Raw genomic sequence first — 23,729 nt, 5'->3', positions numbered from 1 at the left:
AGAACCGGATGAGCCTGCCCAGCCGCATCGAGATCCTCGGCGCCCACGAGGACCGCTTCGAGGAGGTCATCACCCCCGAGGCGCTCGCCTTCCTCGCCCGCCTGCACGACCGGTTCGCCGGCCGCCGCGCCGAACTGCTCGCCGAGCGCGGGCGCCGCGCCGCCGCGCTGGCCGCCGGCGGCACCCTGGACTTCCTCCCCGAGACCCGCGCCGTCCGCGAGGACCTCGGCTGGCGGGTGGCCGGCGCCGGGCCCGGCCTCGAAGACCGCCGGGTGGAGATCACCGGCCCGCCCGAGCGCCGGATGACCGTCAACGCGCTCAACTCCGGCGCGAAGGTGTGGCTGGCCGACTTCGAGGACGCCACCTCGCCCACCTGGCACAACCTGGTCTCCGGGCAGCTCAACCTGATCGACGCGATCGAGCGCCGGATCGACGAGACCACCCCCGACGGCCGGCGGTACCGGATCGGCGCCGCGCCCGCCACCATCGTGGTCCGCCCGCGCGGCTGGCACCTGGACGAGCAGCACCTGCTGATCGACGGCCGCCCCGCGGTCGGCGCCCTGGTCGACTTCGGCCTCTACCTCTTCCACTGCGGAAAGCGGCAGATCGAGCGCGGCAGCGGCCCCTACTTCTACCTGCCGAAGCTGGAGAACCACCTCGAAGCCCGGCTCTGGAACGACGTCTTCACCCTCGCCCAGGCCGAGTTGGGCATCCCGCACGGGACGGTCCGGGCCACCGTCCTGATCGAGACCATCACCGCCGCCTTCGAGATGGACGAGATCCTCCACGAACTGCGCGAGCACGCCGCCGGGTTGAACGCCGGCCGGTGGGACTACCTGTTCAGCCTGATCAAGAACTTCGCCCAGCACGGCCCGCGCTACGTCCTGCCCGACCGCGCCACCCTCACCATGACCCAGCCGTTCATGCGCGCCTACACCGACCTGCTGGTGCGCACCTGCCACCGGCGCGGCGCCCACGCCATCGGCGGCATGGCCGCCGCGATCCCCCAGCGCGACCCCGCCGCCAACGAGACGGCGCTGACCAAGGTCCGCGCCGACAAGGAGCGCGAGGCCGGGGACGGCTTCGACGGCTCCTGGGTCGCCCACCCCGGCCTGGTCGACACCTGCCGGAGCGCCTTCGACGCCGTCCTCGGCGACCGCCCGAACCAGCTCGACCGCACCCGCGAGGACGTCGAGGTCAGCGCCGCCGACCTGCTCGGCGTCCAGCGGCTCACGGCCGGCCTGCCCACCGAACAGGGCCTGCGCTCCAACGTCGCCGTCGCCCTGCGCTACCTGGTCGCCTGGCTGAACGGCTCCGGCGCCGTCGCCGTGTTCGGGCTGATGGAGGACGTCGCCACCGCCGAGATCGCCCGCTGCCAGCTCTGGCAGTGGCAGCACCACTGCACCCGCCTCACCGGCGGCTCCCTCGCCACCCCCGACCTGGTGCGGCGGCTCATCGACCGGGAGCGCAGCACGCTGCTCGCCGAGGGCGCCGACCCGGCGCCGGTGGACGACGCCGTGCGGATCCTGGAGGAGACCGCCCTCGGCGCCGAGCTGCCGCCCTTCCTCACCACCGACGCCTACGCCCGCCACCTCGTCCGAATCCGCACGGCGGCCTGAACCGCCCCAGCACGGAGGCACTGACATGAACGAGATCCGACGGGTCGCCGTGGTCGGCGCCGGGCAGATGGGCTCCGGCATCGCCGAGGTCCTCGCCCGCGCCGGGCTCGACACCATCGTCTGTGAGAACGGCCCGGCCGCACTGCGCGCCGCCCGCACCCGCATCGACCGCTCCCTGCACCGCGCCGTCGACCGCGGCCGGATCAGCGAGCAGCAGCGCACCGACGCCTGGGCGCACCTGCTGTTCGCCGACGACCTGGAGACCCTGGCCGACCGTCAGCTGGTCATCGAGGCGGTCGTCGAGCACGAGGACGTCAAGGCCGAGGTGCTCCACACCCTGGACAAGGTCCTCGTCGACGAGGGCGCCGTCCTGGCCACCAACACCTCCGCCATCCCGGTCACCCGGCTGGGCATCACCACCGGGCGGGCCTCCCACGTCCTGGGCCTGCACTTCTTCAACCCGGCGCCGGTGATGCCGCTCGTCGAGCTGGTCACCTCCCTGCACACCGACCCCGCCGTGGTCGGCCGGGTGGAGGCCTTCGCCACGGACGTCCTCGGCAAGCGCATCGTCCACTCCCGGGACCGCGCCGGCTTCGTCGTCAACGCCCTGCTGGTGCCCTACCTGCTCTCCGCGATCCGCATGGCCGAGGCCGGGCACGCCAGCCCCGAGGACATCGACGCCGGCATGGTGCACGGCTGCGCCCACCCCATGGGCCCCCTCGCCCTCGCCGACCTGATCGGCCTGGACACCGTCGAGGCGATCGCCCGCTCCATGTACGAGGAGTACAAGGAGCCGCTGTACGCGCCGCCGCCGCTGCTCTCCCGCATGGTCGAGGCCGGTCTGCTCGGCCGCAAGACCGGCCGCGGGTTCCACACCCATCGGGCCGCCTGACCGGCCCGCACGCCCACCGCCCCGGGAAACGCGCCGCCCGCGCGTCCCCGGGGCGTCCGGCCGTTCCGGAGCACCGGCTCGGCCGTCTCAGGAGGGCGGCACCCCGGCGGGCGCCCCGGCCGGAGTCCCGGGGGCGGCCGGGGCCTCGAAGCGCACGGTGGGTTCGAAGTTGGCGCGGCGGGCGGCGCGGCGGAAGACGGTCAGGACGGCCGGGCCGACGACGAGGACGGCGGTGAAGGTGGTCACGGCGCGGCCGGTGTCCCAGCCGAGCGAGGTGGCCAGGTCGAACAGCAGGTAGCGGTGCCACTGCTCGGTGAAGGGCAGGCCCGGCAGGTAGGCGATGGAGCTGTTCGGGTCGGTGGAGAACGGCCAGAAGGAGAGGTTGAGCAGGAACCCGAACAGGTAGCCGGAGAAGGCCCCGTACGCGGCCAGCACCGGGACCTCCCAGCGCCGCCGGGCCCTCGGCAGCAGTCCGGCGAGCATGCCGACGAAGGCGCAGCCGAACATCTGGTACGGCATCCAGGGGCCGACCCCGCCGGTGAGCAGGGCGGAGGCGAACAGCGAGGTGCAGCCGAGGGTGAAGCCGAAGCCGGGGCCGAAGACCCGGCCGGCCAGGACGAGCACGAAGAACACCGTCTCCACGCCGGCCGTCCCGGCGCCGAGCGGGCGCAGCCCGGCGTTGACGGCGGACAGCACGCCGAGCATGGCGAGCGCCTTGGCGTCGATGCCGCCGGCCGAGATCTCGGCGATGACGACGGCGAGCACCAGCACGAGCAGGGCGCCGAAGATGAGCGGCGGCGCGTAGGTGGAGCCGAACGTTCCGGGGGCGACGACGAACGGCCAGGTGAAGGCGACCAGGCCGATGAAGGCGGCCAGGGCGATGACGATCCGGGCCCGGCCGGGGATCCGCAGGGCGGTCATCGGGCGGACTCCGCGGGTGCGAGCGCCTCGGCGACCTGACGTGTCGTCAGATAGACCAGGGGCGCCAGGATCTTGGCGGTCTGGGGGGCGAAGGTGGGAGAGGCGACGATGACCTCGGCGGTCGGTCCGTCGGCGACGACCTCGCCCTCCGCCATCACCACGACGCGGTCGGCGGCGCGGGCGACGAACTCGACGTCGTGGGTGGAGACGACGACGGTCCGCCCCTCGGCGGCGAGGGCGTCCACGATGCCGGTGAGCGCCTCCTTCGCCTGGTAGTCCAGCCCCCGGGTGGGTTCGTCCAGCAGCACCACCCGCGGTGCGGCGGCCAGTTGGATCGCCAGGACGAGCGCCAGCTTCTGCCCCTCCGACAGGTCCCTGGGGTGGGTCTCGTCCGGGATCCCCGGGGCCAGGCGGTCGAGGATCCGCCGCGCGGTCGGCCCGCCCGCGCCATCGGCCTCGAGGTCGCTCTGGGCGAGCTCCTGGGCGACCGTCTCCAGGTAGAGCAGGTCGGTGGGGGTCTGCGGGACGAGTCCGACCAACTGCCGGGCCCGGGCCGCGGACAGGCGCTTGGGGTCCTCGGCCTTCCCGCCCCCGGCTCCGGCGACCCGGACGCTGCCGCCCTGGCGGGGGCCGGAGCCCTGCAGGGCCCACAGGAGGGAGGACTTGCCGGAGCCGTTGCGGCCCATCAGCGCCGTCACCTCGCCCGCGCGCAGCGTCAGGTCGACCTCCCGCACGGCGGCCACCGGACCGTACCGGACGACGACCCCGCGGGCTTCCAGAACCGGCTCCCCCGCCACCGCTGCCCGGCGCGGCGGGGGAACCGGTCGATCGGTGAGCCGCTCGCGCAGCGGCGCGGCGGCTCGGCGGGCGTCCCGCACCGACAGCGGCAGCGGCCGCCAGCCGGCCAGTCGGCCGAGGTCGACGACGGGCGGCGCGATCGCCGTCGCCCGGAACACCTCGGCGGGCGGGCCGTGCACGACGGTGCCGTCGCCGGGCAGGTAGGCGACCCGGTCGGCGTACTGGACGACCCGTTCCAGGCGGTGCTCGGCGAGCAGGACGGTGACGCCGAGGTCGTGCACCAGCCGGGTGATCGCGGCGAGCACCTCCTCGGCGGCGGTCGGGTCCAGCGCGGAGGTCGGTTCGTCCAGCACCAGGACGCGCGGGTGCGCGGTGAGCACGGAGCCGATGGCGACGCGCTGCTGCTGCCCGCCGGACAGCTCGTACAGGGCGCGGTGGCGCAGGTCGGCCAGACCGAGCAGGTCGAGGGTCTCCTCGACGCGTTTGCGCATGACCTCCGGCGGAATCGCCAACTGCTCCATGACGTAGGCGAGTTCCTCCTCCACCGTGTCGGTGGTGAAGCCGGCCAGCGGATCCTGCCCGACCACACCGACCACGTCGGCGAGTTCGCGCGGCGGGTGGTGCGCGGTGTCCCGGCCGTCCACCGTGACCCGGCCGCGCAGGGTGCCGCCGGTGAAGTGCGGCACGAGACCGTTGACGGCGCCGAGCAGGGTGGACTTGCCGGCGCCGGTGCGCCCGACCACCAGGCAGAGCTCGCCCTCCGGGACGTGCAGGTCGACGTCGCGCAGGACGGGCTCGCTCCCGCCGTCGTACACCACGCCGACCTGGTCGAATCGGATCACGTGCTCACCTCGGGGGTCGTGCGGTCGGTACCGGTGCCGCGGGTGGTGCCGGCCCCGCGCCGGTCGCCGGCCGGCTCGGGCGTCCGGCCGGGCGGCGGCGAGACGATCCCGGCGGCGCCCGCCAGCAGCAGGGCGAGCACCGGGACGAGCGGCAGCGTCGGCCAGGTCAGCGGGTAGAGGGAGGGGTTGAGGTCGGTGGCGTCGTAGCCCACCGTGGCGAACAGCAGGACGGCGGCCGTCACCCCGCAGCCGGCGACGCCCCATTCGGCGGCCCGCCACCGATCCGGCCGGTACGTGGTGCGCCGCACCCGCCGGCCGCCGAGCAGCAGGCCGGCCACGCAGAGAACGGCACCCGCGAGGAAGGCCGGCAGCCCGAGCGCGGCGGGAGCCGTGCCGTCCAGGAGCCCGTACACCCCGGCGCACAGGCCGCACATGCCGAGCAGCATCAGGGCGCCGGTGAGCCGGCGGGAGCGGCGCGAGGCCGTGCCGGAGCGCCCGTAGCCGCGCGAGTCCATGGCCGCGGCCAGACTGAGCGAGCGTTCCAGCGCGTCCTCCAGGACCGGCACGACGATGCTGCGCAACGCGCGGACGCCCTTGGTCCGTCCGGCGCGCAGGCGCCGCGCCCGGGCGACGCGTTGGACGCTCTGCACCAGCTGCGGCGCGACGCTCAGCGAGACCGTCACGGCGACGCCCAGCTCGTAGAGGGCGCCCGGCAGCACCCGCAGGGCCCGCTTGGGGTTGGCGAGGGTGTTCGCCGCGCCGATGCAGCAGATCAGGCAGGCCAGCCGCAGCCCGTCGAAGGCCGCCGAGAGCGTCGCCTCCAGCGAGACCGGGCCGCCGATCTCGATGCCCGCGTACCAGGCGGGCGTGGGGATGTGCGGCAGCGAGAAGAGCAGGTGGTCGTGCGGGGTGATGCCGGTGGCGAAGACGCACCGGAAGACCACCCGGATCGCCACCACCGTCAGGGCCACCCACAGGTAGTAGGTGAACCCGCGGGCCCACGGGGCCTCGGTGCGGCGGGCGGTCACCACGTAGCCGAGCACGGCGAGGACGAGCAGGAGCAGCAGCGGGTTGGTGGTGCGGCTGGCCGCCGTCGCCAGGGCCAGCGCCCACGCCCACCACGCCAGCGGGTGCAGGTTCCGCGGGGCGCGCCGGCCGCCCGGGCCCGGCCCGCGGACGGCGGGCGGGGCCGCGACGCGTTCGTCGAGCACGGTCACGCGATCACTCGGCCCGTCGGCGGCGGCGCCGTGCGGTGACCACCGTCGCCACGCCCAGGGCCACGACGAGGACGGATCCGACCACGGCGGGGAGCATCGAGCCGGAGTCGTGCGGGGCGTCGGCCACCGGGTCGGCGTTCACCACGCCGCCGGGCACGGCGGGGGTGGCCGTCGGTGCGGCCACCGCGGGCTCCACGGCCGGCGGGGCCGACCGGTCGGTCGGGGTGTCCGTCGGTGCCGGGGTGGACGGCTCGACCGGCACCGGCGTGGCGGGCACCGGCACCGGCTCGGGGGCGCCCGGCGGGGTGATGCCGTCCTGCGGGGTACCGGCCGTGCCACCCGTCGGGGGTGTGGCGGGCGCGGGCGGACGGGCCCCGCCCGCCGGGGGCCGGGCGGGGGCCGGGGCACGGCCGGTGCCGCCGGTCCCGCCGGTACCGCCGGTGGCCCCGGTGCTGCCGGTGGCCCCGGTGCTTCCCGAAGCCGCAGCGGCGCCGCCACCGCCGGTCGCACCGCCGGCACCCGTCGACCCGCCGCCGGAGCCGCCCGAAGCGCCCGAGGCACCCGAGCCGCCCGCGGCACCGGAACCACCGCTCGACCCGCCCGCGGCGCCGCCGGAAGCACCCGCGGAGCCCTGGCCCGGGTCGGCCGGCTGCCCACCCGGGTCGGCGCTGTGCGCCCGGACGGTGTCCGGCGAGAAGCTCGGACGCCCCTCGGTGCCCTCGATGTCGGTGCCACCGAAGATCCACAGGTCGACGCTGCCCGGCTTCGGGTGGTAGCTCATCGCGCCGAGCTGGCTGTAGGACCACTCGTTCTGGCCCGGATCGGCGTGCCAGTACGACCAGTAGGCGGTGGCCGGCGGCGTGAGGACACACTTCTCCTGGTCCGGGGTCGGGAACTGCTTGCCGCCCTGGTAGCCGCTGTAGCCGATCCGGCAGATGAACGCCGGGCCGTCGTGCCCGGTGCCGGCGGTCTTCCAGCCGCCCTGGTTGAGCAGGGCGTACCCGGTGGTGGGGGTGCTCCCGCAGGAGCGCAACAGCGGGCCGCCCCACCTGCTGAAGTCCACGGCGAGCACGACGCCGGAGGTGGTGGTGCACTGGTCCATCGGCAACGGCGCCGCGGCGGCCGGGGCGGTGTCCACGGCGACGCCGCCGAGGGCGAGGGCCGCGGTCAGCGCCGTCGCCGCGAACAGCCGGCCGAGGCGGGCGCCCGGTCCCCCGGTCATCGGTGACGTCCAGGGGCCGCGGTCCGGCGGCGGCGGGCGACGAGGACGGCGGCGGCGCCGAGCGCGGTCAGCGCACCGGCCCCTGCCGTCAGCGTCAGCGCCTGGCTACCGGTGCCGGCCAGGCTGCCGGAGCCGGTCGACACCGGCACGCCCCCGGACGGGGCGACACCGGCACCCGCCGGGGCGTCGACGCCTCCGGCCGGACGGACGGTCGGGCCGCCGCCGGCCGCGGGGGTGTCGGTGACCGGGGCCGGTGCGGTCGTGGTCGGCGAGCCCGTCGGGGTGCCGGCCGGGGTGGTCGGCGTGCCCGTGGGCGTTCCCGTCGGGGTTCCGGTGGGCGTGCCCGTCGGGGTTCCGGTGGGGGTTCCGGTGGGCGTGCCCGTCGGCGTACCGGTCGGGGTTCCGGTGGGCGTGCCCGTCGGCGTGCCCGTCGGCGTCCCCGTCGGCGTCCCCGTGGGAGTTCCGGTCGGCGTCCCCGTCGGCGTCGGCGTCGGTGTGCCCCCGAGGGGGCGGCTCAGCGTGCCGAAGGAGATCCCGGTGGCGCCGCCGACCACCTGGGTCGAGGCACGGACGTCCGAACCCTGCTGCCCGGCGGAGGCGACGTTGAACCCGCCGTCGCCGTTCTGCTGACCGGCGAGGAAGTCGAGCGCCCTGGCGATCTGCGCACCGTAGTCGGCCTTGCGCAGCGTCATGCCCTGCACGGCCAGCGCGGCCGAGTTGGTCGAGTCACCGGCCGCGCCGGGGAAGCCGCCGTCGGGCAACTGCCGCGCGGCGAGCCACCCGAGGCCCTTGTCGACCGCCTGCGCTGCGGCGTCGTCGCCGGGGACGAGCGCGAGGGCCATGGCGGCGATCGCCGTGCTGTCGACGTCGGAGTCGCCGGTGGCGGGGATCAGGCTCGGCCAGGAGCCGTCCGGGTGCTGGAGGCCCTTCAGGTAGGCGACCGCGGGGGCGGCGTTGGCGGCGTCCCCGGCGCGGAGCTGGGCCATGACGGCGAGCGCCTGGGAGAAGACGGAGGTGGCGTAGCCGTAGTTCCCGGCGGCGTCGCAGCCGGTGTTGGCGTCGGCCTTGGTGCACACCATCGCGGCGAGGGCGGCGATCAGGTCGTGGCCGCCGAAGTTCCGCGGGTCACGGCCGACGACCTCGGCGAGCAGCGCCTCCTTGCCGATCGACCCGCCGCCGGCGTACTCGGTGCCGATCGCGGTCCAGTCGTCGACGGTGCGCTCGCTGGCGTCCTTGCCCCGCTGGTCCAGGAAGTCGACGATCCGGCGCAGCGCGGCGTCGTCGGTGCCGGTGGCGGCGAGCGCGTAGGCGCCGTCGATGGTGAGTCCGAAGTCGGCGAAGGCCGGGAAGCCCTCGTAGTAGTGACCGTCGATCAGGCGGGACGGGTCGGCGAGGTAGGCGGCGCCCCTGGCGACGTCCGGCGTCCGGCCCGCGGCGGGGACGGCCGCCCCGGCGAGCGAGACGGCGGGCCGGCCGACAAGCGCCGTGCCGCAGGCGGTGACCGCGAGTGCTGCGGCGGCCAGCAGGGACGTGGTGCCCCGGCTCCTGTGGCGCGTACGACTGCTGCTGACCCTCACCGGCGTCTCCCTGGTCGGTCGACGCGGGGAGCAACGGCGCAGCCGACGGCTGCCGGTGGAGCGCGCAGCCGTCGGAACTGCGTCGTAGTCCGCGACGACGCGAGTGCTCTCTGAACAGACCCCGGTTCAGGCATTCCGGCTCATCCGCCCTGGGCGGATCTACGGTTGCGGGTCAGCGCCGGAGTTGGACCGGCTTCCCCTGAGGACCGAGGTGAAAAACCGGTTCATCAGACCACGTCAGCGGAGTGGGAGTCAACGGCCCGTCAGATGGTCCGCTCACCCTGACGGGACGGGCCGCGCGGATCAGGACGGCCGGGCGCCTCCTGCCGCACCGCAGGGCGTGCCGGAGCTGCCGGCACCCCTCCCCGCGGGGCTCCGGGGTGCCGGCAGGTGCCTCCGGACGTCAGGGCGCCGTGATGCCCGGCTGGGCGCCGGCGCCGAAGGACCAGCCCTCGACGTCGCCGGGGGCCGGATTGTAGCTGCCCGCGCCCAGGCTGCTGTACGACCAGGGCCCGCCGTGCTGGGCGTGCCAGTAGGACCAGTAGGCGCTGCCGGTCGGGTTGGTGCAGGTGGCCGGCAGCGCGTTGATCTTGCAGACGAAGCCGGGGAACCGCGGGTGGAAGGCGTACGTGAATCCGGCGCCGGTCAGCGCGGCGAGCCCGGTGGCCGGATCGCCGGGTGCGCAGCCGGTCTCGACGCCGCCGCCGACGGCGGTGAAGTCGACCACGACGGTGACGCCGGTGGTGCCGCTGCAGGCGGCCGCGTGGGCCGCGGGGGCCTGGACGGCGGAGGCGCCGAGCAGGCCGGCGGTGAGGGCCGCGGCCGCGGCGATCGAGCCGAGCGCGCGGCGGGCCGGTCTGGCCGGGGTGAGGGTGTCGGTCATCGGAACTCTCCTCGTGGGCTCAGGGGTTCGGTGGCTCAGGAGTTCGGTGGCTCAGCGGGCGGCGGGCGCCGGGCAGGCCAGGGTCGGGGCGGCCGGACGCGCGCCGGCGGCGGAGAGGGTGGCCAGCGGGGTGCCGGCGAGGCCGAGCGCGGCCTGCGCGGTGGCCCGGGCGCCGTTGGCCGGGTCGAATCCGGTCGCGTCGTAGGCGACGGCGCCGCGGACCGCCGGGTCGGCGGAGCAGCCCTGCTGGAACTTCACCAGCCGGCTCCAGCCCTTGAGGCCGGCGCCGAGGCGTCCGCCGGCCAGCAGCGCCTGGGTGGCCAGGCCCGTGGTGTTGGCGTTGGAGGCGGTCGCCCCGGCGGCCGCGAAGCCGCCGTCGGCGTTCTGGTGGGCGGTGAGCCAGCCGAGGCCGGCGTTCGCCTTGGCGGTGCGGCCGGTGGCGGCGAGGGCCTGGGCGGCCAGCGCGGTGGCGTCCGGGTCGCTGGTGCAGGTGGTCTGGCCGAAGGAGACCGGGTAACCGCCGTCCGCGCACTGGCTGTTCGCCAGGAAGTCGACGGCCGCGGCGGGGGCGCCGCCGGGGGTGCGGTGCAGGGCGATCAGGGCGAGCGACTGGCCGAAGGCGTTGCTGTAGTCGCCCCACTGGGAGCGGTCGGAGAAGCGGCCCTCGGCGGTCTGCAGGGAGCGCAGCCGGGCCGGCAGGTCGACGCCTCCGAAGGCGGTCGGGTTCGCGCCGCGGACCTCGGCGGCGAGCAGCAGCTTGGCGGTGGCACCGGCGTAGGCCTCGGTGGTGCCGTCGCCGAGGTAGCCGCCGAGGATCTCGGGCTTGGCCAGCCAGGCGGTGGCCCGGGCGGCGGCCTCGTCGGAGCCGTGGGAGGCGGCGAAGGCCAGCACGGCGTCGACGGTCAGGCCCTGGTCGGGGTAGGCGGTGCCGTTGAACACGGACTCGAAGTGGTCGCCGTCGACGAGCTGGCGGGCCAGCCAGCCGCCCGCGGCGGCGTCGGGGCGGATCGTCGGGGCCGCGGTCGCGGCGGGTGCGGCGGCGGGCGCGGCCTGGGCGGCGGTGGCCGCCGGGAGCGCGGTGGCGAGGGCGAGGGCGGGTATCGCGAGCAGACCGAGAGTGCGGCGGAGGGCGGGCATGGCTGCCTTTCCGGGCCTGGACGCAGGGGCCCGGAGGGCGCCGGCGGCACGCCGGGCAGCCCTCGGAGCTCCGGCCCGCAGACCACGACGGGAGGAGGGGGTGACACACCTCCGCCGCCGGGTACTCGGGCTCGCCGCCGACGGGACGTCGGCGGCCTACCGTTGCGGGTCAGCGCCGGATTCGAACCGGACTTCCCCCGTCGGCGGAGTCACAACATGACGGCCCATCATGGCGAAGACGCGAAGATCCGGTCAAGGGACGGTGCGCCACGTCACGGTTCCGGCACCGGAACACGGCACCGCGGGCCGCGCGCAAGGTGCCGGAACCGTACGGGTCAGCGGTGGCGGAACTCCGGCAGGCGCTTCTCGGCGAAGGCGGCCATGCCCTCCTTCTGGTCGGCCGTCGCGAACGTCGCGTGGAACAGCCGCCGTTCGAAGCGCACGCCCTCGGCCAGGGTGGTCTCGAAGGCGCGGTTGACGCTCTCCTTGAGCATCGCCACCGCCGGGGCGGACATCGCCGCGACGGCCTCGGCGGTGGCCAGCGCCTCGGTCAGCAGCTGGTCCGCGGGGACGATCCGGGAGACCAGGCCGGCCCGCTCGGCCTCCTCGGCGCCCATCATCCGGCCGGTCAGGCACAGCTCCATCGCCTTGGCCTTGCCGACGGCCCGGGTGAGCCGCTGCGAGCCGCCTATGCCCGGGATCACCCCGAGCTTGATCTCCGGCTGCCCGAACTTCGCGGTGTCGGCCGCCAGCAGGACGTCGCAGAGCATCGCCAGCTCGCAGCCGCCGCCCAGCGCGTACCCGGCGACGGCCGCGACGACGGGCTTGCGCAGGGCTCCGAAGCGGTCCCACGCGGCGAACCAGTCGCCGAGGTAGGCGTCCACGAAGTCCAGGGACTGCATCTCCTTGATGTCGGCGCCGGCCGCGAAGGCCTTCTCCGAGCCGGTGACCACCAGCGCGCCGACCTCCCGGTCGCGGTCGAACTCCTCCGCGGCCGCCACGACTTCGTTCATCAGCGTGGTGTTGAGGGCGTTCAGCGCCTTGGGGCGGTCGAGCGTGATCACGCCCACCCGGCCCCTGCGCTCGACCAGGATCGTCTCGAACGTCATGCGTCGTCCTTCCTGAGGGTCGTGATGATGGCCGAGAAGTCCAGCCCGGCGCCCACCTCCTCGGCGAACGCCGCGTACAACTCGGCTGCCCTGCCGCCCAGTTCGGCGGGGACGTCGGAGGATGTCGCCGCCGCGGCCGCGAGTCCGAGGTCCTTGGCCATCAGGGCGGCGGCGAAGCCTCCGGCGTACCCGCGGTTGGCCGGGCTGGCCGGGACGGGCCCGGGGACGGGGCAGTTGCTGGTCAGTGCCCAGCACTGCCCGGAGGCGGCGGAGGCCACGTCGAACAGGGCCTGGTGGCTGAGCCCGAGGCTCTCCCCGAGCACGAAGGCCTCGCTGACCGCGATCATCGAGATGCCGAGGATCATGTTGTTGCAGATCTTCGCGGCCTGCCCCGCCCCGGACGTCCCGCAGTGCACGACCCGGCGGCCCATGGCGGCGAGCACCGGCTCGGCCTCGGCGAAGTCGGGCCCGTCCGCGCCGACCATGAAGGTCAGGCTCGCGGCCTCGGCGCCGGGCACGCCGCCGGAGACCGGCGCGTCGACGGCCCGGTGCCCCGCGACCCGGGCGAGGTCGGCGGCGACCCGGGCGTCCCCGACCGCGATGGTGGAGCAGTCGACGAACAGCGCTCCCGCTGCCGCCTCCGTCAACTCGCCGTAGGAATCGAGGACATGGCGTCCGGTCGGCAGCATGGTGAGCACCACCTCGGCCTCGCCGACCGCTTCGGCGGCGGAAACCGCGATCTTCACTCCCCGGGCCGCAGCCCGTTCCCGGGCCTCCGCCGAGAGGTCGTAGCCGGTCACCCGGTGTCCGGCGGCGACGAGGTTGGCGGCCATCGGGCCGCCCATGTTGCCCAGTCCGACGAATCCGATGCGGTGGGTCACCAGCGCTCCAGGGGTGTGGTGGCGGCGAGGCCGAGTTCTCCGTCGCCGAGCGGGGCGAAGTAGCGGGCCACGGTGGCGGGTTCGACGGCTCCCAGGGAGGCCGGCGTCCAGCGCGGTGACCGGTCCTTGTCGATCACCTGGGCCCGGATCCCCTCGGCGAGGTCCGGAGTGGCGAGCGCCGCGCAGGAGGTCCGGTACTCCTGGTCGAGCACGGCCTCCAGCGGGCCCAGGGCGCGGGCCCGGCGCAGGGCCGCCAGGGTGGCCTTGACCACCGTCGGGGAGTTGGCGGCGATGCGCTCGGCGGCCTTCTCGGCCTCGGGTTCACCGCTGTCGCCCAGCCGCGCGAGGATCTCCTCGACGGTGCCCGCCGCGTAGCAGCTGTCGATCCACGCCCGCCGGCCGTCCAGCAGACCGGCCGGCGTGGGCTCGACATGCCGTTCCAGGGCCTCGTGGACGGGCAGTTCGGCGAGGTCGTCGAGCAGCACGGGCAGCCGCTCGGCGGGGACGTAGTGGTCGGCGAGCCCGCAGAGCAGCGCGTCGGCGGCACCGACGGAGCCCGCGGTGAGGGCGAGGTGGGTGCCCAGCTCGCCCGGCGCGAGGGCGAGCAGGTAGGTGCCGCCGACGTCGGGGACGACGCCGATGCCGGCCTCCGGCATGGCGACGCGCGTGTTCCCGGTGACGATCCGGACGCTCCCGTGGGCGGAGACGCCGACGCCGCGGCTTCCCTGACACCGCGGACCTGCCGTCGACCATATAGTCGGACGTCCTAGTAAGTCCAGGTCCCGTGACGAACCGTCACCGCGCCCTCCCCCGACCGGCGCAGGACGACGCGCAGCCCGCCCCCCGTGCGGGGAGCGGGCTGCGGGTCGGCGGCGCGGGCGCTACCGGGCGGCGACGGCCTGGGCCGGGGCCTTCACCGCGGCGGGCTCGGGCTCGAGCACGCGCTTGGCGAGCTCGCCGAAGACCAGCCCGAAGGAGGTCCACAGCACGAGCTGGATGGCGAGCGCCGCGAGGCGGAACTGCCAGAGCAGGGTGGCCGGGAACTCCTCGGGCACCTCGTTGATCACCGGCAGGAGGGCGTAGGCCAGGCCGACGGCGACGACGAAGCCGCCCCCGGCCGCGACCGCGGCGTACCAGTTGCCCAGGCGCGGGGCCAGGCGCTTGCCGATGATGACCGCCGCGACCGCGAGCAGGACGCTGAGCACCATCATCAGGAAGTACAGGACGGTGCGCTTGCCGATGGTGTCGGGGTTGCCGATGGACGGCGGGTTGGCCGGGTACTTGAGGAACGGCACCACGTACACGGTCACCAGCGCGGCGAGCGAGACGACCAGCGCCGTCGCCCGGGCGCCGAAGCGGCCGATCCGCCCGAGGGCGAAGCAGTACGCGAGGGCGGCGATGCCGCCCATGGCCACGGCGAACAGCAGGATGCCGGTGGCCAGACCCGCCGTGGACTGCAGGGAGCGGCTGACCACCTCCATGCCGTGCTCGGCGGAGTGCGCCTCCTCGAACTCGATGGCGGCGTCCACCTTGGACTCACCGAGCAGGTAGGCGGTGACGAGCGCGAGAACGCCGGCCGCGAGGCCGGCGATCATCCCGCGCACGAGCAGGGTTCTGACGGTTGCGGAGTTCACTGTGCGGTCTTCCCCGTCCTCAGTGGCAGGGGAAGCCGAGCAGGTGACGACCGTCGTGCACCCATTCGTGGACGTCCTCGCCGGAGATCAGCGAGGTGGCACCCTGCTCGGCACCGACGAAGTAGATCGCCAGCAGCATCAGGACACCGAAGAAGACCGCCCAGGGCAGGACGGCCCGGACGGGAATGGTGGCGAGGCCACCCTCCTCGGGAGAGGAAATCGGGGAAGCGACGGACGAAGCCATGGCTGGGAACCTCCTGGGGGAAAGTACGCGTCCCGGTCGTTGGAGCATCGACGACGGCTCGGGGTCTGACTCACCCGGCCCGCGCACCCCGGGGGGAGCGCACGGAACCGTTCCGGCATACAGTGGCGCGACCGTGCCGGAGTCTCACCGGCTTCCTCGCACCGTCGTCACATCGCCGAGGACCGTACCGCCTGGTGACGGACCGGCCAAGGGCGTGCGTGGGGCGCGAATTCCGGCCACGTACGCCCCGCACCGGCGGGTGGCCCGAAACCGACTGCCAGGCAGAGGAGTTGGCGTTCACCGTGGAGCGGAGCGGCAGGCGATGACGGTACGAGTGACCTTGGTCTCACCCGCGATGAGCAGCGCGGTCCGCGAGGCGCGGTTCGACGACGACGCACCCCTGGACGCCTCCGGACTCGCCGCCGCCCGGTCCGCGGCGGGCACCCTGCCGGCGCCGGGCACGGCCCTCAGCTCGCCGTCGGCGCGCTGCCGGCAGACCGCCGCCGCCCTCGGCCTCACCGCCGCCCCGCACGAGGCGCTGCGCGGCTGCGCCATGGGCTCCTGGCGCGGGCTGCGCCTGGACGAGGTCGCCGCCGAGCGCCCCGAGCAGGTCGCCGCCTGGCTGGCCGACCCCGCTGCCGCCCCGCACGGCGGGGAGTCGCTGCAGCAGCTGGGCGGGCGTGTCGGCGGATGGCTCGACGGCCTGGCCGCGGAGAGCGGCCGGGTGGTGGCCGTGGTGGAACCGGACGTGGTCCGGGCGGCCGTGGTGCACGCCCTCGATCTGCCCGCGCCGGTGTTCTGGCGCCTCGACGTCCCGCCGCTGGCGTTCACGGTGATCACCGGACGCGCCGGGCGGTGGAACCTGCGGCTGGGCGGGGCGACGGCCGGGGGCTGACCGGGGCCGGGCGCCCCCGGGGCACCGGACCGGCGGGGCCGGGCCGGCCGAGCCGTCGGATGAGCCCGGGGAGGCGGGGACGCAGGGACTCGGGCACGCGGGGCGCGGTGGTGGGACGGGGGCGCACCAGGGCCGCCTCACCACCCCTCGCACTCCTGTGCGCCCGATGGAGCGTGACCGTGGGGCTGGGCGGGCGGGCGGTGCTCTGGGACCGTGTGGGCTCCGAGGACGGCAGGCGGGGACGGGGGCGCGGGATGGCACGCGGCTGGCTGGTGACGGGGTGTTCGTCCGGGCTGGGACGGGCGGTGGCGGAGGCCGCGGCCGCCGCCGGGGACACGGTGATCGCGGGCGTCCGCAGACCGGAGGCGCTGGCGGACCTGGCCGACAGGTACCCGGACCGGATCGTGCCGGTCGTCCTGGACGTCCGGGAGCCGGCGCACTGCGAGGCCGCCGTCGGCGCCGCGGTGGAGCTGCTCGACGGGCTGGACGTCCTGGTCAACAACGCCGGCAACGGCCTGTTCGGCGCGGTGGAGGAGGTCGGCGACGCGGAACTTCGGGACCAGCTGGAGACGCTGGTCGTCGGCCCGTGGCGGCTGGCCCGGCTCGCCCTGCCGGTGATGCGCGGCCAGGGCGGCGGCCACATCGTCAACGTCTCCTCACTGGCCGGGCGGATGGCCTTCCCCGGGCTCGCCGCGTACGTCACCGGCAAGTACGCGCTGGAGGGCATGACGCAGGCCCTGGCCGTCGAGGCGGCGCCGTTCGGGATCCGGGTCACCGCGGTGGAGCCCGGCGGCTACGCCACCCGTTACGGCTCCTCGCTCACCGACGCCGCCGACCGCTCCGCGCACTACCGCGAGCTCACCGAGCCGATGCGCGACCAGCTCCGGGTGCTCGCCGAACTCCCCGGCGTCGGGCGGCCCGAGGACTTCGCGAGGCTGCTGCTGCGGATCGTCGCCGAGCCCGGCCCGCTGCCGGTGCGGATACCCGTCGGCCCGGACAGCCTCGCGTTCGTGTCGGCGGCCGGGGAGGCCGCGGCGGCCGAGCTCGAGGCGGTCCGGACGCTGCTGCGGGAGCCGTCGGCGCCGCACTGAACCGGCGCCGCACTGAGCCGGGGCCGCACTGAGCCGGGGCCGCACTGAGCCGGCGCGAGGCCGGGTGCCCATCGGGTGCGGGTGTCGGCCCGTGCCGGTCAGTGGCCGCCCTTGGGCTCGGTGCAGCCGCCCTCCAGGTAGGGCCCGTGGGCCTCGATCGTGGGGGGCGTGGTGAGCACCCCGGTCACGCACGGGCCGGCCTCCGGGATCCAGAGCGAGAAGCCGAGGGAGCCGCCGTCGGTGGACACGTTGGTCTCCTCGGCCCGGTAGCCGAGGCCCTCCAGCAGCGCCCGCAGGCCGGCCCGGTCGAGGCCGGCCGTCCGTCCGTCACGCCGGAGGGCGTCCGCGATCCGGGCCCGGTGCGCCTCGCCCCGGCACCTGCCGTCGGCGAGCAGCGTCGCGGTCGTCCTGAAGCCGTGGTTCTCCGCGTACTTGTCGGCCCAGGGGTCGCGCGCTCCGGTGGGCGGGGCGATCGGCGTGGGCAGCGGGGTGGCGGCCACGCCCGCGCACTCCGCCGCGACCTGCGGGAAGAGCCGGTCGTGCCGGGCCCGGGCCTCCGCCGGACCGGGCGGCGGGGTGGGGGTGGGCGAGGGCGTCCCGGTGGCGGTCCCGCCGGCGGCGGAGGTCACGGAGGTGGCCGCGTTCCCGGGCGAGCCGCCCGCGTGCACCGAGCCGCACGCGGCCGACGCCAACGCCACGGCCACCGCCGCCGCGCCCGTCCCGAACCGGACTCCCGCCCCTGCGCGCCGCATCGGCGTTCCCCCTCGCCCCTCGGTCTCCCCGGCCGGGCCGTGCGTCCGCACACCGGCCGGGTCGATTGTCGTACACCGCCGCCGCGGGGTCTCCTGCGGGTCAGCCCGCGAAGGCGCCCGCGGGCCCGAACGCCAGGTCGGCGAAGTGCTCGGCGATCCGGCGGTGGCCGGCCGGGTCGGGGTGCAGCCCGTCGGGCAGCGGGTGCTCGTCGTGGTCGGCCCGGCCGTAGAGCGAACGTCCGTCCAGGTAGTGGAGGTTGGGATCGGCACCCGCCTCGGTGCGGGCTGCGGCGAGACGGGCGAGCTCGGTGCGGATCACCTCGAGCGTCAGGCGGCCCGCGGCGGTCTCGGCCGGGTCGCCGGTGGCCCGGAAGCGCAGCGCGCCGGTGCTGAAGTCCGGGGCCAGCGGGCCCGGGGTCTCCTCGTGGGTCGGGCAGAACACCGGCGAGACCAGCAGCAGCGGGGTGGTCGGGTGGCCCTCGCGGACGGTGTCGAGGAAGCCGTGGACGGCGGGGCCGAAGGCGCGCAGCCGCATCGCGTCGGCGTTGACGAGGTTGATGCCGATCTTGAGGCTGATCAGGTCGGCGGGGGTGTCGCGGATGGCCCGGGCGGTGAACGGGTCGAGCAGGGCGCCGCCGCCGAAGCCGAGGTTGACCAGGTCGACTCCCGCCCCGGCCGCCACCATGGCGGGCCAGGTGCCGGTCGGGTGGGCGGCGTTGGAGCCGTGGCTGATCGAACTGCCGTGGTGCAGCCAGCGCCGCCGGGTGGTCTCCGGCTCCGGGGTGACGGGGGCGTCGGTGTCCAGGGCGATCAGTTCGGTGGTCTCGGTGTGCGGCAGCCAGATCTCGACGGTCTTGTCACGACCGGGCAGACCGGTGAACTCGGCGGCGCCGGGCGGGCCCTGGCGCAGCTCCACGCGGCCGGTGGCCAGGTCGACGGTGCGCAGGTTCCCGCCGGCGGCGGTGGCCTGGGCCGCGAGGCGACCGTCCACGAGGAGGTCGTACACGCCGTCCGGCGGGGTCGGCACGCCCGGGTAGGCGCGCTTGGTCGGGACGGTGTGCAGGGTGATCGCGGTGGCGCGGGTGCGGAACACCAGCCGGACGCCGGAGGGCTGGGACTCGGCCATCGCGAGCTGGTCGTCGGGGATCTGCCGGCGGGCCCGGGCGGGCAGGCGGTGCGGCAGCAGCCCGCGCCCGGTGTGCTCGACGTCGAGGTGGCCGCGGAGCAGCTCCTCGGTGACGGGGGTCGTGGTGGTGGCGGTGGTGCGGGGGGCGCTCATGGCCGTTTCCTCGGTGCTGTTCACAGGGCCCGGCGCTCACGGGGCGTCAGGCGTTCGGGTGGGCGGGGCGTTCACCGCGTCCCGGGGCTCGCCGGATCCCGACGCTCGCCGGATCCGGCGCTCGCGGGGTCCGGCGTTCACGAGGTCCGCGGGGCGCCGCCCGAGCGCAGCAGGGCGTCGAGGGAGTCGATGATCCAGTCCCAGGACTGCTGCGCGTCGACGGCGGTGTGGCTGAATCCGCCGGCCGCCTCGAGGCTGATGTAGCCGTGGAAGACGCTGCCGAGCATGCGCACGGCGTGGGTCTGCTCGGGTTCGGCGAGGTCGTAACCGCGCAGCAGCGCCCGGGCCATCTGGGCGTGCCGGACACCGGCGCTGGCGGCGGCGGTCGCGGCGTCCAGGCGCAGCCGGGTGGCGTCGTAGCGGCCGGGGTGCCGGGCCGCGTAGTCGCGGTAGGCGTCGGCGAAGGCCGCGAGGGCGTCCCGGCCGGCCCGGCCGGCGAGGGCGTCGGCGACGAGGTCGGCCAGCTCCTCGAGCGCGTACAGGGCGATCCGGGTCTTGAGGTCCTGGGAGCTCTTGAGGTGCGAGTAGAGGCTGGCGGTCTGGACGGAGAAGCGCCGGGCCAGGGCCGCGACGGTCACCTGCTCGAAGCCGACCTCGTCGGCGAGCTCCGCGCCCGCGACGACCAACCGCTGTGTGCTGAGTCCTGCTCGTGCCATGGCGTTCCTCCCGTACCGGCTGAACCCAGTATGGAATTACCTACACCATTTAGGCAAATGGCTTCGCCGCGCCAAGCCGCCGGCCTTCCACCGGATGTCGGTGGTGGCGGGCGACGGGCCGCGGCGACCACCGGCGCCCGCGGGCCGCCGCGGCGGGCCGGGCCGCCCTCAACCCGCCAGGATCACCGTCTCCGCCGGGCCAGAGAAGCCGGGCTGCTGCGCCGGGGCGCCGCTGGCGGCCAGCCGGCGGTGCTCCTGCGGGCTGATGCCGCGCACCCGCTTGAACGCCGCGGACAGGGCGAAGGCGTTGCTGTAGCCGACCTTGCGGGCCGCGAAGGCGATGGTGCACTCGGGTTCGCGCAGCAGGTCGGCGGCGACGGCCAGGCGCCAGCCCGCCAGGTAGGCCATGGGCGGTTCGCCGACCAGGGCGGTGAACCGGCGGGCCAGACCCGCCCGCGAGACCCCGACCTTCTGCGCCAGGTCGGCGACCGTCCAGGCGGTGGCGGGGTCGTCGTGCATCAGCCGCAGCACCGGCCCGACCACCGGGTCATGCTGGGCCCGGTACCAGGCGGGGGCGCCGGAATCGGGGGCGGCGAGCCAGGCCCGCAGGACGGAGACGACCAGGAGGTCGAGGATGCGGTCCAGGACGAGCTCCTGGCCGGGCTCGTTGCGCCCTATCTCGGCGGAGAGCAGGTGGACAAGGGTGTCGTCCGCGCCGGTGCCGACCGGCCGGACCAGCAGCGCGGGCAGGCAGCCGAGCAGGCGCTGGCCGATCTCGTGCTCGGCCTGGTAGGTGCCGGACAGCACCACCGAGGAGGCCTGGTCGCCCTCCCGGCCCTGTCCCCAGGTGCGGACGCCCAGCGACATCACCTCGGAGACGTCCACCCCGTCGCGGGTGCAGACCTGGCCCGGCCCGACGATCACGTCCACCGGGGTGTCGGGGTCGTCCGCCACGGTGTACGGCTCCGGGCCGCGCACGATGGCCACGTCGCCCGGGTGCAGCAGCAGGGGCGTGCCGCGCTCGGGCAGGATCCAGGCTTCGCCGCGGACCATCGTCACCACCGACAGCGGCGCCCGGTCCTCGATCCGCAGCGACCACGGCGGGGTGAGGATCGAGCGCAGCAGGAACGCGCCGCGGGCCTTGGGCCCGTCGAGGAGACCTGTCAGAGTGTCCATGCCGCCAAGTGTAGACGGAGGGACATTATTTGACGGCTCGTCATTTGAGAGAGTCTTGAGCGATCGAGGTGGCCCGGGCGCCCCGGATGCCGGATGATCGGTACACGGGGGACGGACCGACAAGCAGATGCAGTGCAGAGACAGTGAGGGGCTACGAAGATGGAACTGGCACGCACACTCGTACTGGTGGCGGCCACCGTCACCTGCGGCCTGACCACCGGGCTGTTCTACGCCTACTCGTGCTCGGTCATGCCCGCGCTCGCGCAGGTCGAGGACCGCACGTTCATCGAGGTGATGCAGCGTGTCAACGTGGCGATCCTGAACGGCTGGTTCGTCCTCGGCTTCGTCGGCGCCCTCCTCACCACCGGGGCCGCGGTCGCCCTGCACCTGCCCTCGGACGGCCACCACGCGCTGCCCGCCACGGTGGCCGCGCTCGTCCTGTACGTGGCGGCGATCGGCGTCACCCGTTCGGTGAACATCCCGCTGAACGACGAGCTCGAAGCAGCCGGCGACCCCCGGCGGATCGCCGACCCGGCCGCCGTCCGCAGCCGCTTCGAGGCCCGCTGGGCGCGCTTCAACGTGCTGCGCACCCTGCTGTGCACCGCCGCACTGGCCTGCCTCGGCTGGGCGCTGATCCTGCACGGCCAGGCCTGACGCACCCGCCGCACGCGGCGCCGGCCCGGGACTCCGTCCGCCCGGGCCGGCGCCGCGTCGTGCCGTGTGCCCCGGCGGTGGTGCGCCGGGCACCGTGACCGTCCGCCGCCACCCTCCGCACGCCGCACGGAACCTGCCTCCCGCCACCCGCCTCCCGCCGGGGCCGCCGCCACCCTCCGGGGTCAGCCGCAGAGGGTGGCGAAGCCGTAGCCGCGGGCCTTCAGGGTGGACAGGATGTCCGGCAGCGCGGCCGCGGTCTGGCTGCGGTCCCCGCCCCCGTCGTGCAGCAGGATCACCGAGCCCGGGCGGACGGTGCCCAGCACCCGCGACCGGATGGCCGCCGCGCCCGGCCGGGACCAGTCCGCCGGGTCCACCGACCAGAGCACCACCTGCTTGCCGAGCGCGGCCGCCCGCGAGCGCACCGTGCCGTTGACCGCGCCGTACGGCGGGCGCAGGCAGGTCGGGGTGCGGCCGGTCTGCGCCCGGATCGCCTTGTCGGTGTCGGCCACCTGGGCGCTGACGGCCGCCCCGGAGAGCCTGCGCAGGTCCGGGTGCGACCAGGAGTGGTTCTGCACGCTGTGGCCCTGCCGGGCGACCTGCCGGGTGAGCCCCGGGTTGGCGGCGACGTTCTGCCCGATCTCGAAGAAGGTCGCGCGCACGCCGTAGCGCGAGAGGATCCCGAGGATCCTCGGCGTGTAGGCGGGGCTGGGGCCGTCGTCGAAGGTCAGGTACACGACCTTGCCGCCCTGTCCGCCCGCCGCCTCCGCCGGAGCGGCCGGCACCGCGACCGCCGCCGCGGCCGTCAGGGCGGCGGCCAGCACGCCGACCGCCGTCCGGACTCGTCCAACTGCCGTGCGCCTGCCGGTACGTGCTGCCATGCCCGCCCCCTGCCGTCGGAACTCCGCTGCCTGCCTGCGTGCAGTCTGCGCCCGACCGGCGCACCGGCGCGACCGCCCGGGGGCGGATCCGGCCAGCCGACCGGCGGGTCGACCGGCCGGCGGGCACGGCGCACCCGCGGCGCGCGGCACGACCGACGGGCCCCGGCGCGCGCCGCACCGCCCCCGGTGCGGCGCGTGCCACCGGGGGCGGTGCCGCGGGCCCTGCCCGGGGCGGGGCCTTCCGGCCCCGACCCCCTGACAGGACACGGTCGTTCAGCGCTCGGAACGCCCGTACAGGACCAGCGCCCGGGCCAGCGCACCCAGCCCCGCCGTGCAGAGCAGCGTGCGGACCATGTTGGTGGCCACCCAGGTGCCCTCGAACTTGGCGCGCACCGCGGCGAAGTCGCTGATCTGCGACGGGTCACCGGCCGCCGCGAGCTGGTTGTTGAGCGGGATGTTGACGCCCATCGTCACCATCAGCGCCACCACGTACAGCAGCGTGGCGGCGCCCGCCCACAGCGCCGCCTGGCGCCGGCCGGCCTTGTGCTGCAGCCAGGCCGCCACGCCCGTCGCCACGAAGGCGCCGACGAAGACCAGGCCGAACATGCCGTTCTCGATCGACTTGTTGATGTGCTGCATCGCCGTCACGTACGTCCGGTCGTCGCCGGCCGCCAGGCCCGGCATCACGGACACGTCGAAGGCGAAGAAGAGGCCCGCCATCAGGCCCATGGCGACGGTCGCGCCCACGAGGACGGGCCCGGCTGCCTTGCTCCGCACGGCGGGGGCGGCCTGGGCCGCGGCACCCGCGCCGAGGCCGCCGAAGGCCGGTGGAGCGGTGGAGGAAGTGGTCGCGGTCTGGTTCGAGCGCATCGGTAATCCTTCGGTTCTCTCCCCGGCCCCCGCCCTGCGCGGGGGCCACCCCGGTCCCGGGCCGCGACCTCCGCCACCCCGCCCGGTTCCGGCCCGGGTGGGTGGTCAGGAGGCCGGCGAGGCCCGGTACCGACGATCAACGGACATGACGGGCAGGCGGATCGGCCGCTGCCGCCGGCTCACACGTCCCAGACTCCGGTGGCGGCGGCCTCCCGCGCGTAGTCCGCGAAGTCCCGCGGCTCCCGCCCCAGCGCCCGCCGCACCCCGTCCCCCAACGAGGCGTTGCGCCCGTCCAGGATCACCGAGAACAGCTCCGCGAAGTCCTCCGGCAGCCCCGCCTGCGCCAGCACCCCCCGGTACGCCGCCTCCGACACCGCCTCGAACCGCACCACCCGACCCGTCGCCCGCGACAACTCCCCCGCCACCTCCGCGAACGACAGCA

General features: G+C 75.5%; 21 protein-coding genes, 3 pseudogenes and 3 riboswitches. Of the genes and pseudogenes, 5 read left to right on the top strand and 19 right to left on the bottom strand.

Annotated elements, in window-relative coordinates; genetic code table 11:
* Window positions 1-8: 8 nt before the first annotated feature.
* Window positions 9-1,619 carry a malate synthase A gene (gene aceB / locus AB0N04_RS27985; RefSeq protein WP_360217230.1) on the top strand — a complete coding sequence of 537 codons (1,611 nt, stop codon included), beginning with the start codon at window positions 9-11 and terminating at the stop codon, window positions 1,617-1,619.
* 25 nt (window positions 1,620-1,644) lie between these two features.
* Window positions 1,645-2,511 (top strand): 3-hydroxybutyryl-CoA dehydrogenase, encoded by an 867-nt coding sequence (locus tag AB0N04_RS27980; RefSeq protein ID WP_360217227.1) that lies wholly within the window; start codon window positions 1,645-1,647, stop codon window positions 2,509-2,511.
* Between the two features lie 87 nt (window positions 2,512-2,598).
* Here the strand turns inward: AB0N04_RS27980 and AB0N04_RS27975 are convergent, their stop codons facing one another.
* The 12 genes and pseudogenes from AB0N04_RS27975 to AB0N04_RS27920 all read right to left on the bottom strand — a co-directional run bounded on the left by AB0N04_RS27975 (window position 2,599) and on the right by AB0N04_RS27920 (window position 14,976).
* Window positions 2,599-3,432 (bottom strand): ECF transporter S component, encoded by an 834-nt coding sequence (locus AB0N04_RS27975; protein WP_360217224.1) that lies wholly within the window; start codon window positions 3,430-3,432, stop codon window positions 2,599-2,601.
* A complete protein-coding gene (locus AB0N04_RS27970; RefSeq protein WP_360217221.1) occupies window positions 3,429-5,072 on the bottom strand; it encodes an ATP-binding cassette domain-containing protein in 1,644 nt (547 codons plus the stop codon). The genes AB0N04_RS27975 and AB0N04_RS27970 overlap by 4 nt, the downstream gene beginning before the upstream one ends.
* Window positions 5,069-6,289, bottom strand: a complete 1,221-nt coding sequence (locus tag AB0N04_RS27965) for a CbiQ family ECF transporter T component (RefSeq protein WP_360217218.1) — start codon at window positions 6,287-6,289, stop codon at window positions 5,069-5,071. Before AB0N04_RS27965 ends, AB0N04_RS27970 begins: the two co-directional genes overlap by 4 nt.
* Before the next feature lie 667 nt (window positions 6,290-6,956).
* Window positions 6,957-7,391: pseudogene (locus AB0N04_RS27960) on the bottom strand (hypothetical protein); the annotation flags it as partial.
* Between the two features lie 116 nt (window positions 7,392-7,507).
* Entirely contained in the window at window positions 7,508-9,088 is a 1,581-nt protein-coding gene (locus AB0N04_RS27955; protein ID WP_360217215.1) for a prenyltransferase/squalene oxidase repeat-containing protein, read from the bottom strand.
* Window positions 9,089-9,195: 107 nt separating this feature from the next.
* Window positions 9,196-9,325, bottom strand: a riboswitch (cobalamin riboswitch).
* Between the two features lie 166 nt (window positions 9,326-9,491).
* Window positions 9,492-9,971 (bottom strand): flagellar hook-length control protein FliK, encoded by a 480-nt coding sequence (locus AB0N04_RS27950; RefSeq protein WP_360217212.1) that lies wholly within the window; start codon window positions 9,969-9,971, stop codon window positions 9,492-9,494.
* Window positions 9,972-10,022: 51 nt separating this feature from the next.
* Window positions 10,023-11,108 (bottom strand): peptidase, encoded by a 1,086-nt coding sequence (locus AB0N04_RS27945; RefSeq protein WP_360217209.1) that lies wholly within the window; start codon window positions 11,106-11,108, stop codon window positions 10,023-10,025.
* A 98-nt stretch (window positions 11,109-11,206) separates the two neighbouring features.
* Window positions 11,207-11,347, bottom strand: a riboswitch (cobalamin riboswitch).
* Window positions 11,348-11,443: 96 nt separating this feature from the next.
* The gene (locus AB0N04_RS27940; RefSeq protein ID WP_360217206.1) at window positions 11,444-12,217 is read right to left on the bottom strand and encodes an enoyl-CoA hydratase; all 774 of its coding nucleotides are present in this window, start codon (window positions 12,215-12,217) and stop codon (window positions 11,444-11,446) included.
* Window positions 12,214-13,098, bottom strand: a complete 885-nt coding sequence (mmsB, locus tag AB0N04_RS27935) for a 3-hydroxyisobutyrate dehydrogenase (protein ID WP_360217203.1) — start codon at window positions 13,096-13,098, stop codon at window positions 12,214-12,216. The genes AB0N04_RS27940 and mmsB overlap by 4 nt, the downstream gene beginning before the upstream one ends.
* A pseudogene (locus tag AB0N04_RS27930) lies at window positions 13,095-13,814 on the bottom strand (enoyl-CoA hydratase/isomerase family protein); the annotation flags it as partial. The gene mmsB and the pseudogene AB0N04_RS27930, both read right to left, overlap by 4 nt.
* 165 nt (window positions 13,815-13,979) lie before the next feature.
* Window positions 13,980-14,732, bottom strand: a complete 753-nt coding sequence (locus AB0N04_RS27925) for a CbtA family protein (RefSeq protein ID WP_360217200.1) — start codon at window positions 14,730-14,732, stop codon at window positions 13,980-13,982.
* A gap of 19 nt (window positions 14,733-14,751) precedes the next feature.
* On the bottom strand, window positions 14,752-14,976 hold the full coding sequence (locus tag AB0N04_RS27920; RefSeq protein WP_360217197.1) for a CbtB-domain containing protein: 225 nt from the start codon (window positions 14,974-14,976) through the stop codon (window positions 14,752-14,754).
* 63 nt (window positions 14,977-15,039) lie between these two features.
* A riboswitch (cobalamin riboswitch) is annotated at window positions 15,040-15,132 on the bottom strand.
* Window positions 15,133-15,298: 166 nt separating this feature from the next.
* On the opposite strand from AB0N04_RS27920, the gene AB0N04_RS27915 reads away from it, so the two are divergent.
* The gene (locus tag AB0N04_RS27915) at window positions 15,299-15,871 is read left to right on the top strand and encodes a histidine phosphatase family protein (RefSeq protein ID WP_360217194.1); all 573 of its coding nucleotides are present in this window, start codon (window positions 15,299-15,301) and stop codon (window positions 15,869-15,871) included.
* 254 nt (window positions 15,872-16,125) lie between these two features.
* Complete coding sequence (locus AB0N04_RS27910; protein ID WP_360217191.1) at window positions 16,126-16,962, top strand: SDR family oxidoreductase; 837 nt, start codon at window positions 16,126-16,128, stop codon at window positions 16,960-16,962.
* 98 nt (window positions 16,963-17,060) lie between these two features.
* On the opposite strand, the gene AB0N04_RS27905 is transcribed toward AB0N04_RS27910, so the two are convergent.
* The 4 genes from AB0N04_RS27905 to AB0N04_RS27890 form a co-directional block, all read right to left on the bottom strand.
* Window positions 17,061-17,714, bottom strand: a complete 654-nt coding sequence (locus AB0N04_RS27905; RefSeq protein WP_360217188.1) for a hypothetical protein — start codon at window positions 17,712-17,714, stop codon at window positions 17,061-17,063.
* Window positions 17,715-17,814: 100 nt separating this feature from the next.
* A complete protein-coding gene (locus AB0N04_RS27900) occupies window positions 17,815-18,993 on the bottom strand; it encodes a GDSL-type esterase/lipase family protein (protein WP_360217186.1) in 1,179 nt (392 codons plus the stop codon).
* Between the two features lie 137 nt (window positions 18,994-19,130).
* The gene (locus AB0N04_RS27895; RefSeq protein ID WP_360217183.1) at window positions 19,131-19,709 is read right to left on the bottom strand and encodes a TetR/AcrR family transcriptional regulator; all 579 of its coding nucleotides are present in this window, start codon (window positions 19,707-19,709) and stop codon (window positions 19,131-19,133) included.
* Window positions 19,710-19,877: 168 nt separating this feature from the next.
* Window positions 19,878-20,885 (bottom strand): AraC family transcriptional regulator, encoded by a 1,008-nt coding sequence (locus AB0N04_RS27890; RefSeq protein ID WP_360217180.1) that lies wholly within the window; start codon window positions 20,883-20,885, stop codon window positions 19,878-19,880.
* Between the two features lie 159 nt (window positions 20,886-21,044).
* On the opposite strand from AB0N04_RS27890, the gene AB0N04_RS27885 reads away from it, so the two are divergent.
* Window positions 21,045-21,539 carry a DUF1772 domain-containing protein gene (locus tag AB0N04_RS27885; protein ID WP_360217177.1) on the top strand — a complete coding sequence of 165 codons (495 nt, stop codon included), beginning with the start codon at window positions 21,045-21,047 and terminating at the stop codon, window positions 21,537-21,539.
* A 182-nt stretch (window positions 21,540-21,721) separates the two neighbouring features.
* Here the strand turns inward: AB0N04_RS27885 and AB0N04_RS27880 are convergent, their stop codons facing one another.
* The 3 genes and pseudogenes from AB0N04_RS27880 to AB0N04_RS27870 form a co-directional block, all read right to left on the bottom strand.
* Entirely contained in the window at window positions 21,722-22,417 is a 696-nt protein-coding gene (locus tag AB0N04_RS27880; protein WP_360217174.1) for a polysaccharide deacetylase family protein, read from the bottom strand.
* A gap of 273 nt (window positions 22,418-22,690) precedes the next feature.
* Complete coding sequence (locus AB0N04_RS27875) at window positions 22,691-23,287, bottom strand: anthrone oxygenase family protein (RefSeq protein WP_363365487.1); 597 nt, start codon at window positions 23,285-23,287, stop codon at window positions 22,691-22,693.
* Window positions 23,288-23,466: 179 nt separating this feature from the next.
* Window positions 23,467-23,729 (bottom strand): annotated as a pseudogene (locus AB0N04_RS27870) (NmrA family transcriptional regulator); the annotation flags it as partial.

Source organism: Kitasatospora sp. NPDC051702, from assembly GCF_040681575.1.
Taxonomy (GTDB): Bacteria; Actinomycetota; Actinomycetes; order Streptomycetales; family Streptomycetaceae; genus Kitasatospora.
This window is presented reverse-complemented; position numbering and strand designations above follow the sequence as displayed.

Bases quoted from the DNA above. Each gene is read 5' to 3' on its own strand.
- aceB (WP_360217230.1), top strand. From the start codon at position 9: ATGAGCCTGCCCAGCCGCATCGAGATCCTCGGCGCCCACGAGGACCGC.
- AB0N04_RS27980 (WP_360217227.1), top strand. From the start codon at position 1,645: ATGAACGAGATCCGACGGGTCGCCGTGGTCGGCGCCGGGCAGATGGGC.
- AB0N04_RS27975 (WP_360217224.1), bottom strand. From the start codon at position 3,432: ATGACCGCCCTGCGGATCCCCGGCCGGGCCCGGATCGTCATCGCCCTG.
- AB0N04_RS27950 (WP_360217212.1), bottom strand. From the start codon at position 9,971: ATGACCGACACCCTCACCCCGGCCAGACCGGCCCGCCGCGCGCTCGGC.
- AB0N04_RS27945 (WP_360217209.1), bottom strand. From the start codon at position 11,108: ATGCCCGCCCTCCGCCGCACTCTCGGTCTGCTCGCGATACCCGCCCTC.
- AB0N04_RS27940 (WP_360217206.1), bottom strand. From the start codon at position 12,217: ATGACGTTCGAGACGATCCTGGTCGAGCGCAGGGGCCGGGTGGGCGTG.
- AB0N04_RS27920 (WP_360217197.1), bottom strand. From the start codon at position 14,976: ATGGCTTCGTCCGTCGCTTCCCCGATTTCCTCTCCCGAGGAGGGTGGC.
- AB0N04_RS27915 (WP_360217194.1), top strand. From the start codon at position 15,299: ATGACGGTACGAGTGACCTTGGTCTCACCCGCGATGAGCAGCGCGGTC.
- AB0N04_RS27910 (WP_360217191.1), top strand. From the start codon at position 16,126: ATGGCACGCGGCTGGCTGGTGACGGGGTGTTCGTCCGGGCTGGGACGG.
- AB0N04_RS27905 (WP_360217188.1), bottom strand. From the start codon at position 17,714: ATGCGGCGCGCAGGGGCGGGAGTCCGGTTCGGGACGGGCGCGGCGGCG.
- AB0N04_RS27900 (WP_360217186.1), bottom strand. From the start codon at position 18,993: ATGAGCGCCCCCCGCACCACCGCCACCACCACGACCCCCGTCACCGAG.
- AB0N04_RS27895 (WP_360217183.1), bottom strand. From the start codon at position 19,709: ATGGCACGAGCAGGACTCAGCACACAGCGGTTGGTCGTCGCGGGCGCG.
- AB0N04_RS27890 (WP_360217180.1), bottom strand. From the start codon at position 20,885: ATGGACACTCTGACAGGTCTCCTCGACGGGCCCAAGGCCCGCGGCGCG.
- AB0N04_RS27885 (WP_360217177.1), top strand. From the start codon at position 21,045: ATGGAACTGGCACGCACACTCGTACTGGTGGCGGCCACCGTCACCTGC.
- AB0N04_RS27880 (WP_360217174.1), bottom strand. From the start codon at position 22,417: ATGGCAGCACGTACCGGCAGGCGCACGGCAGTTGGACGAGTCCGGACG.
- AB0N04_RS27875 (WP_363365487.1), bottom strand. From the start codon at position 23,287: ATGCGCTCGAACCAGACCGCGACCACTTCCTCCACCGCTCCACCGGCC.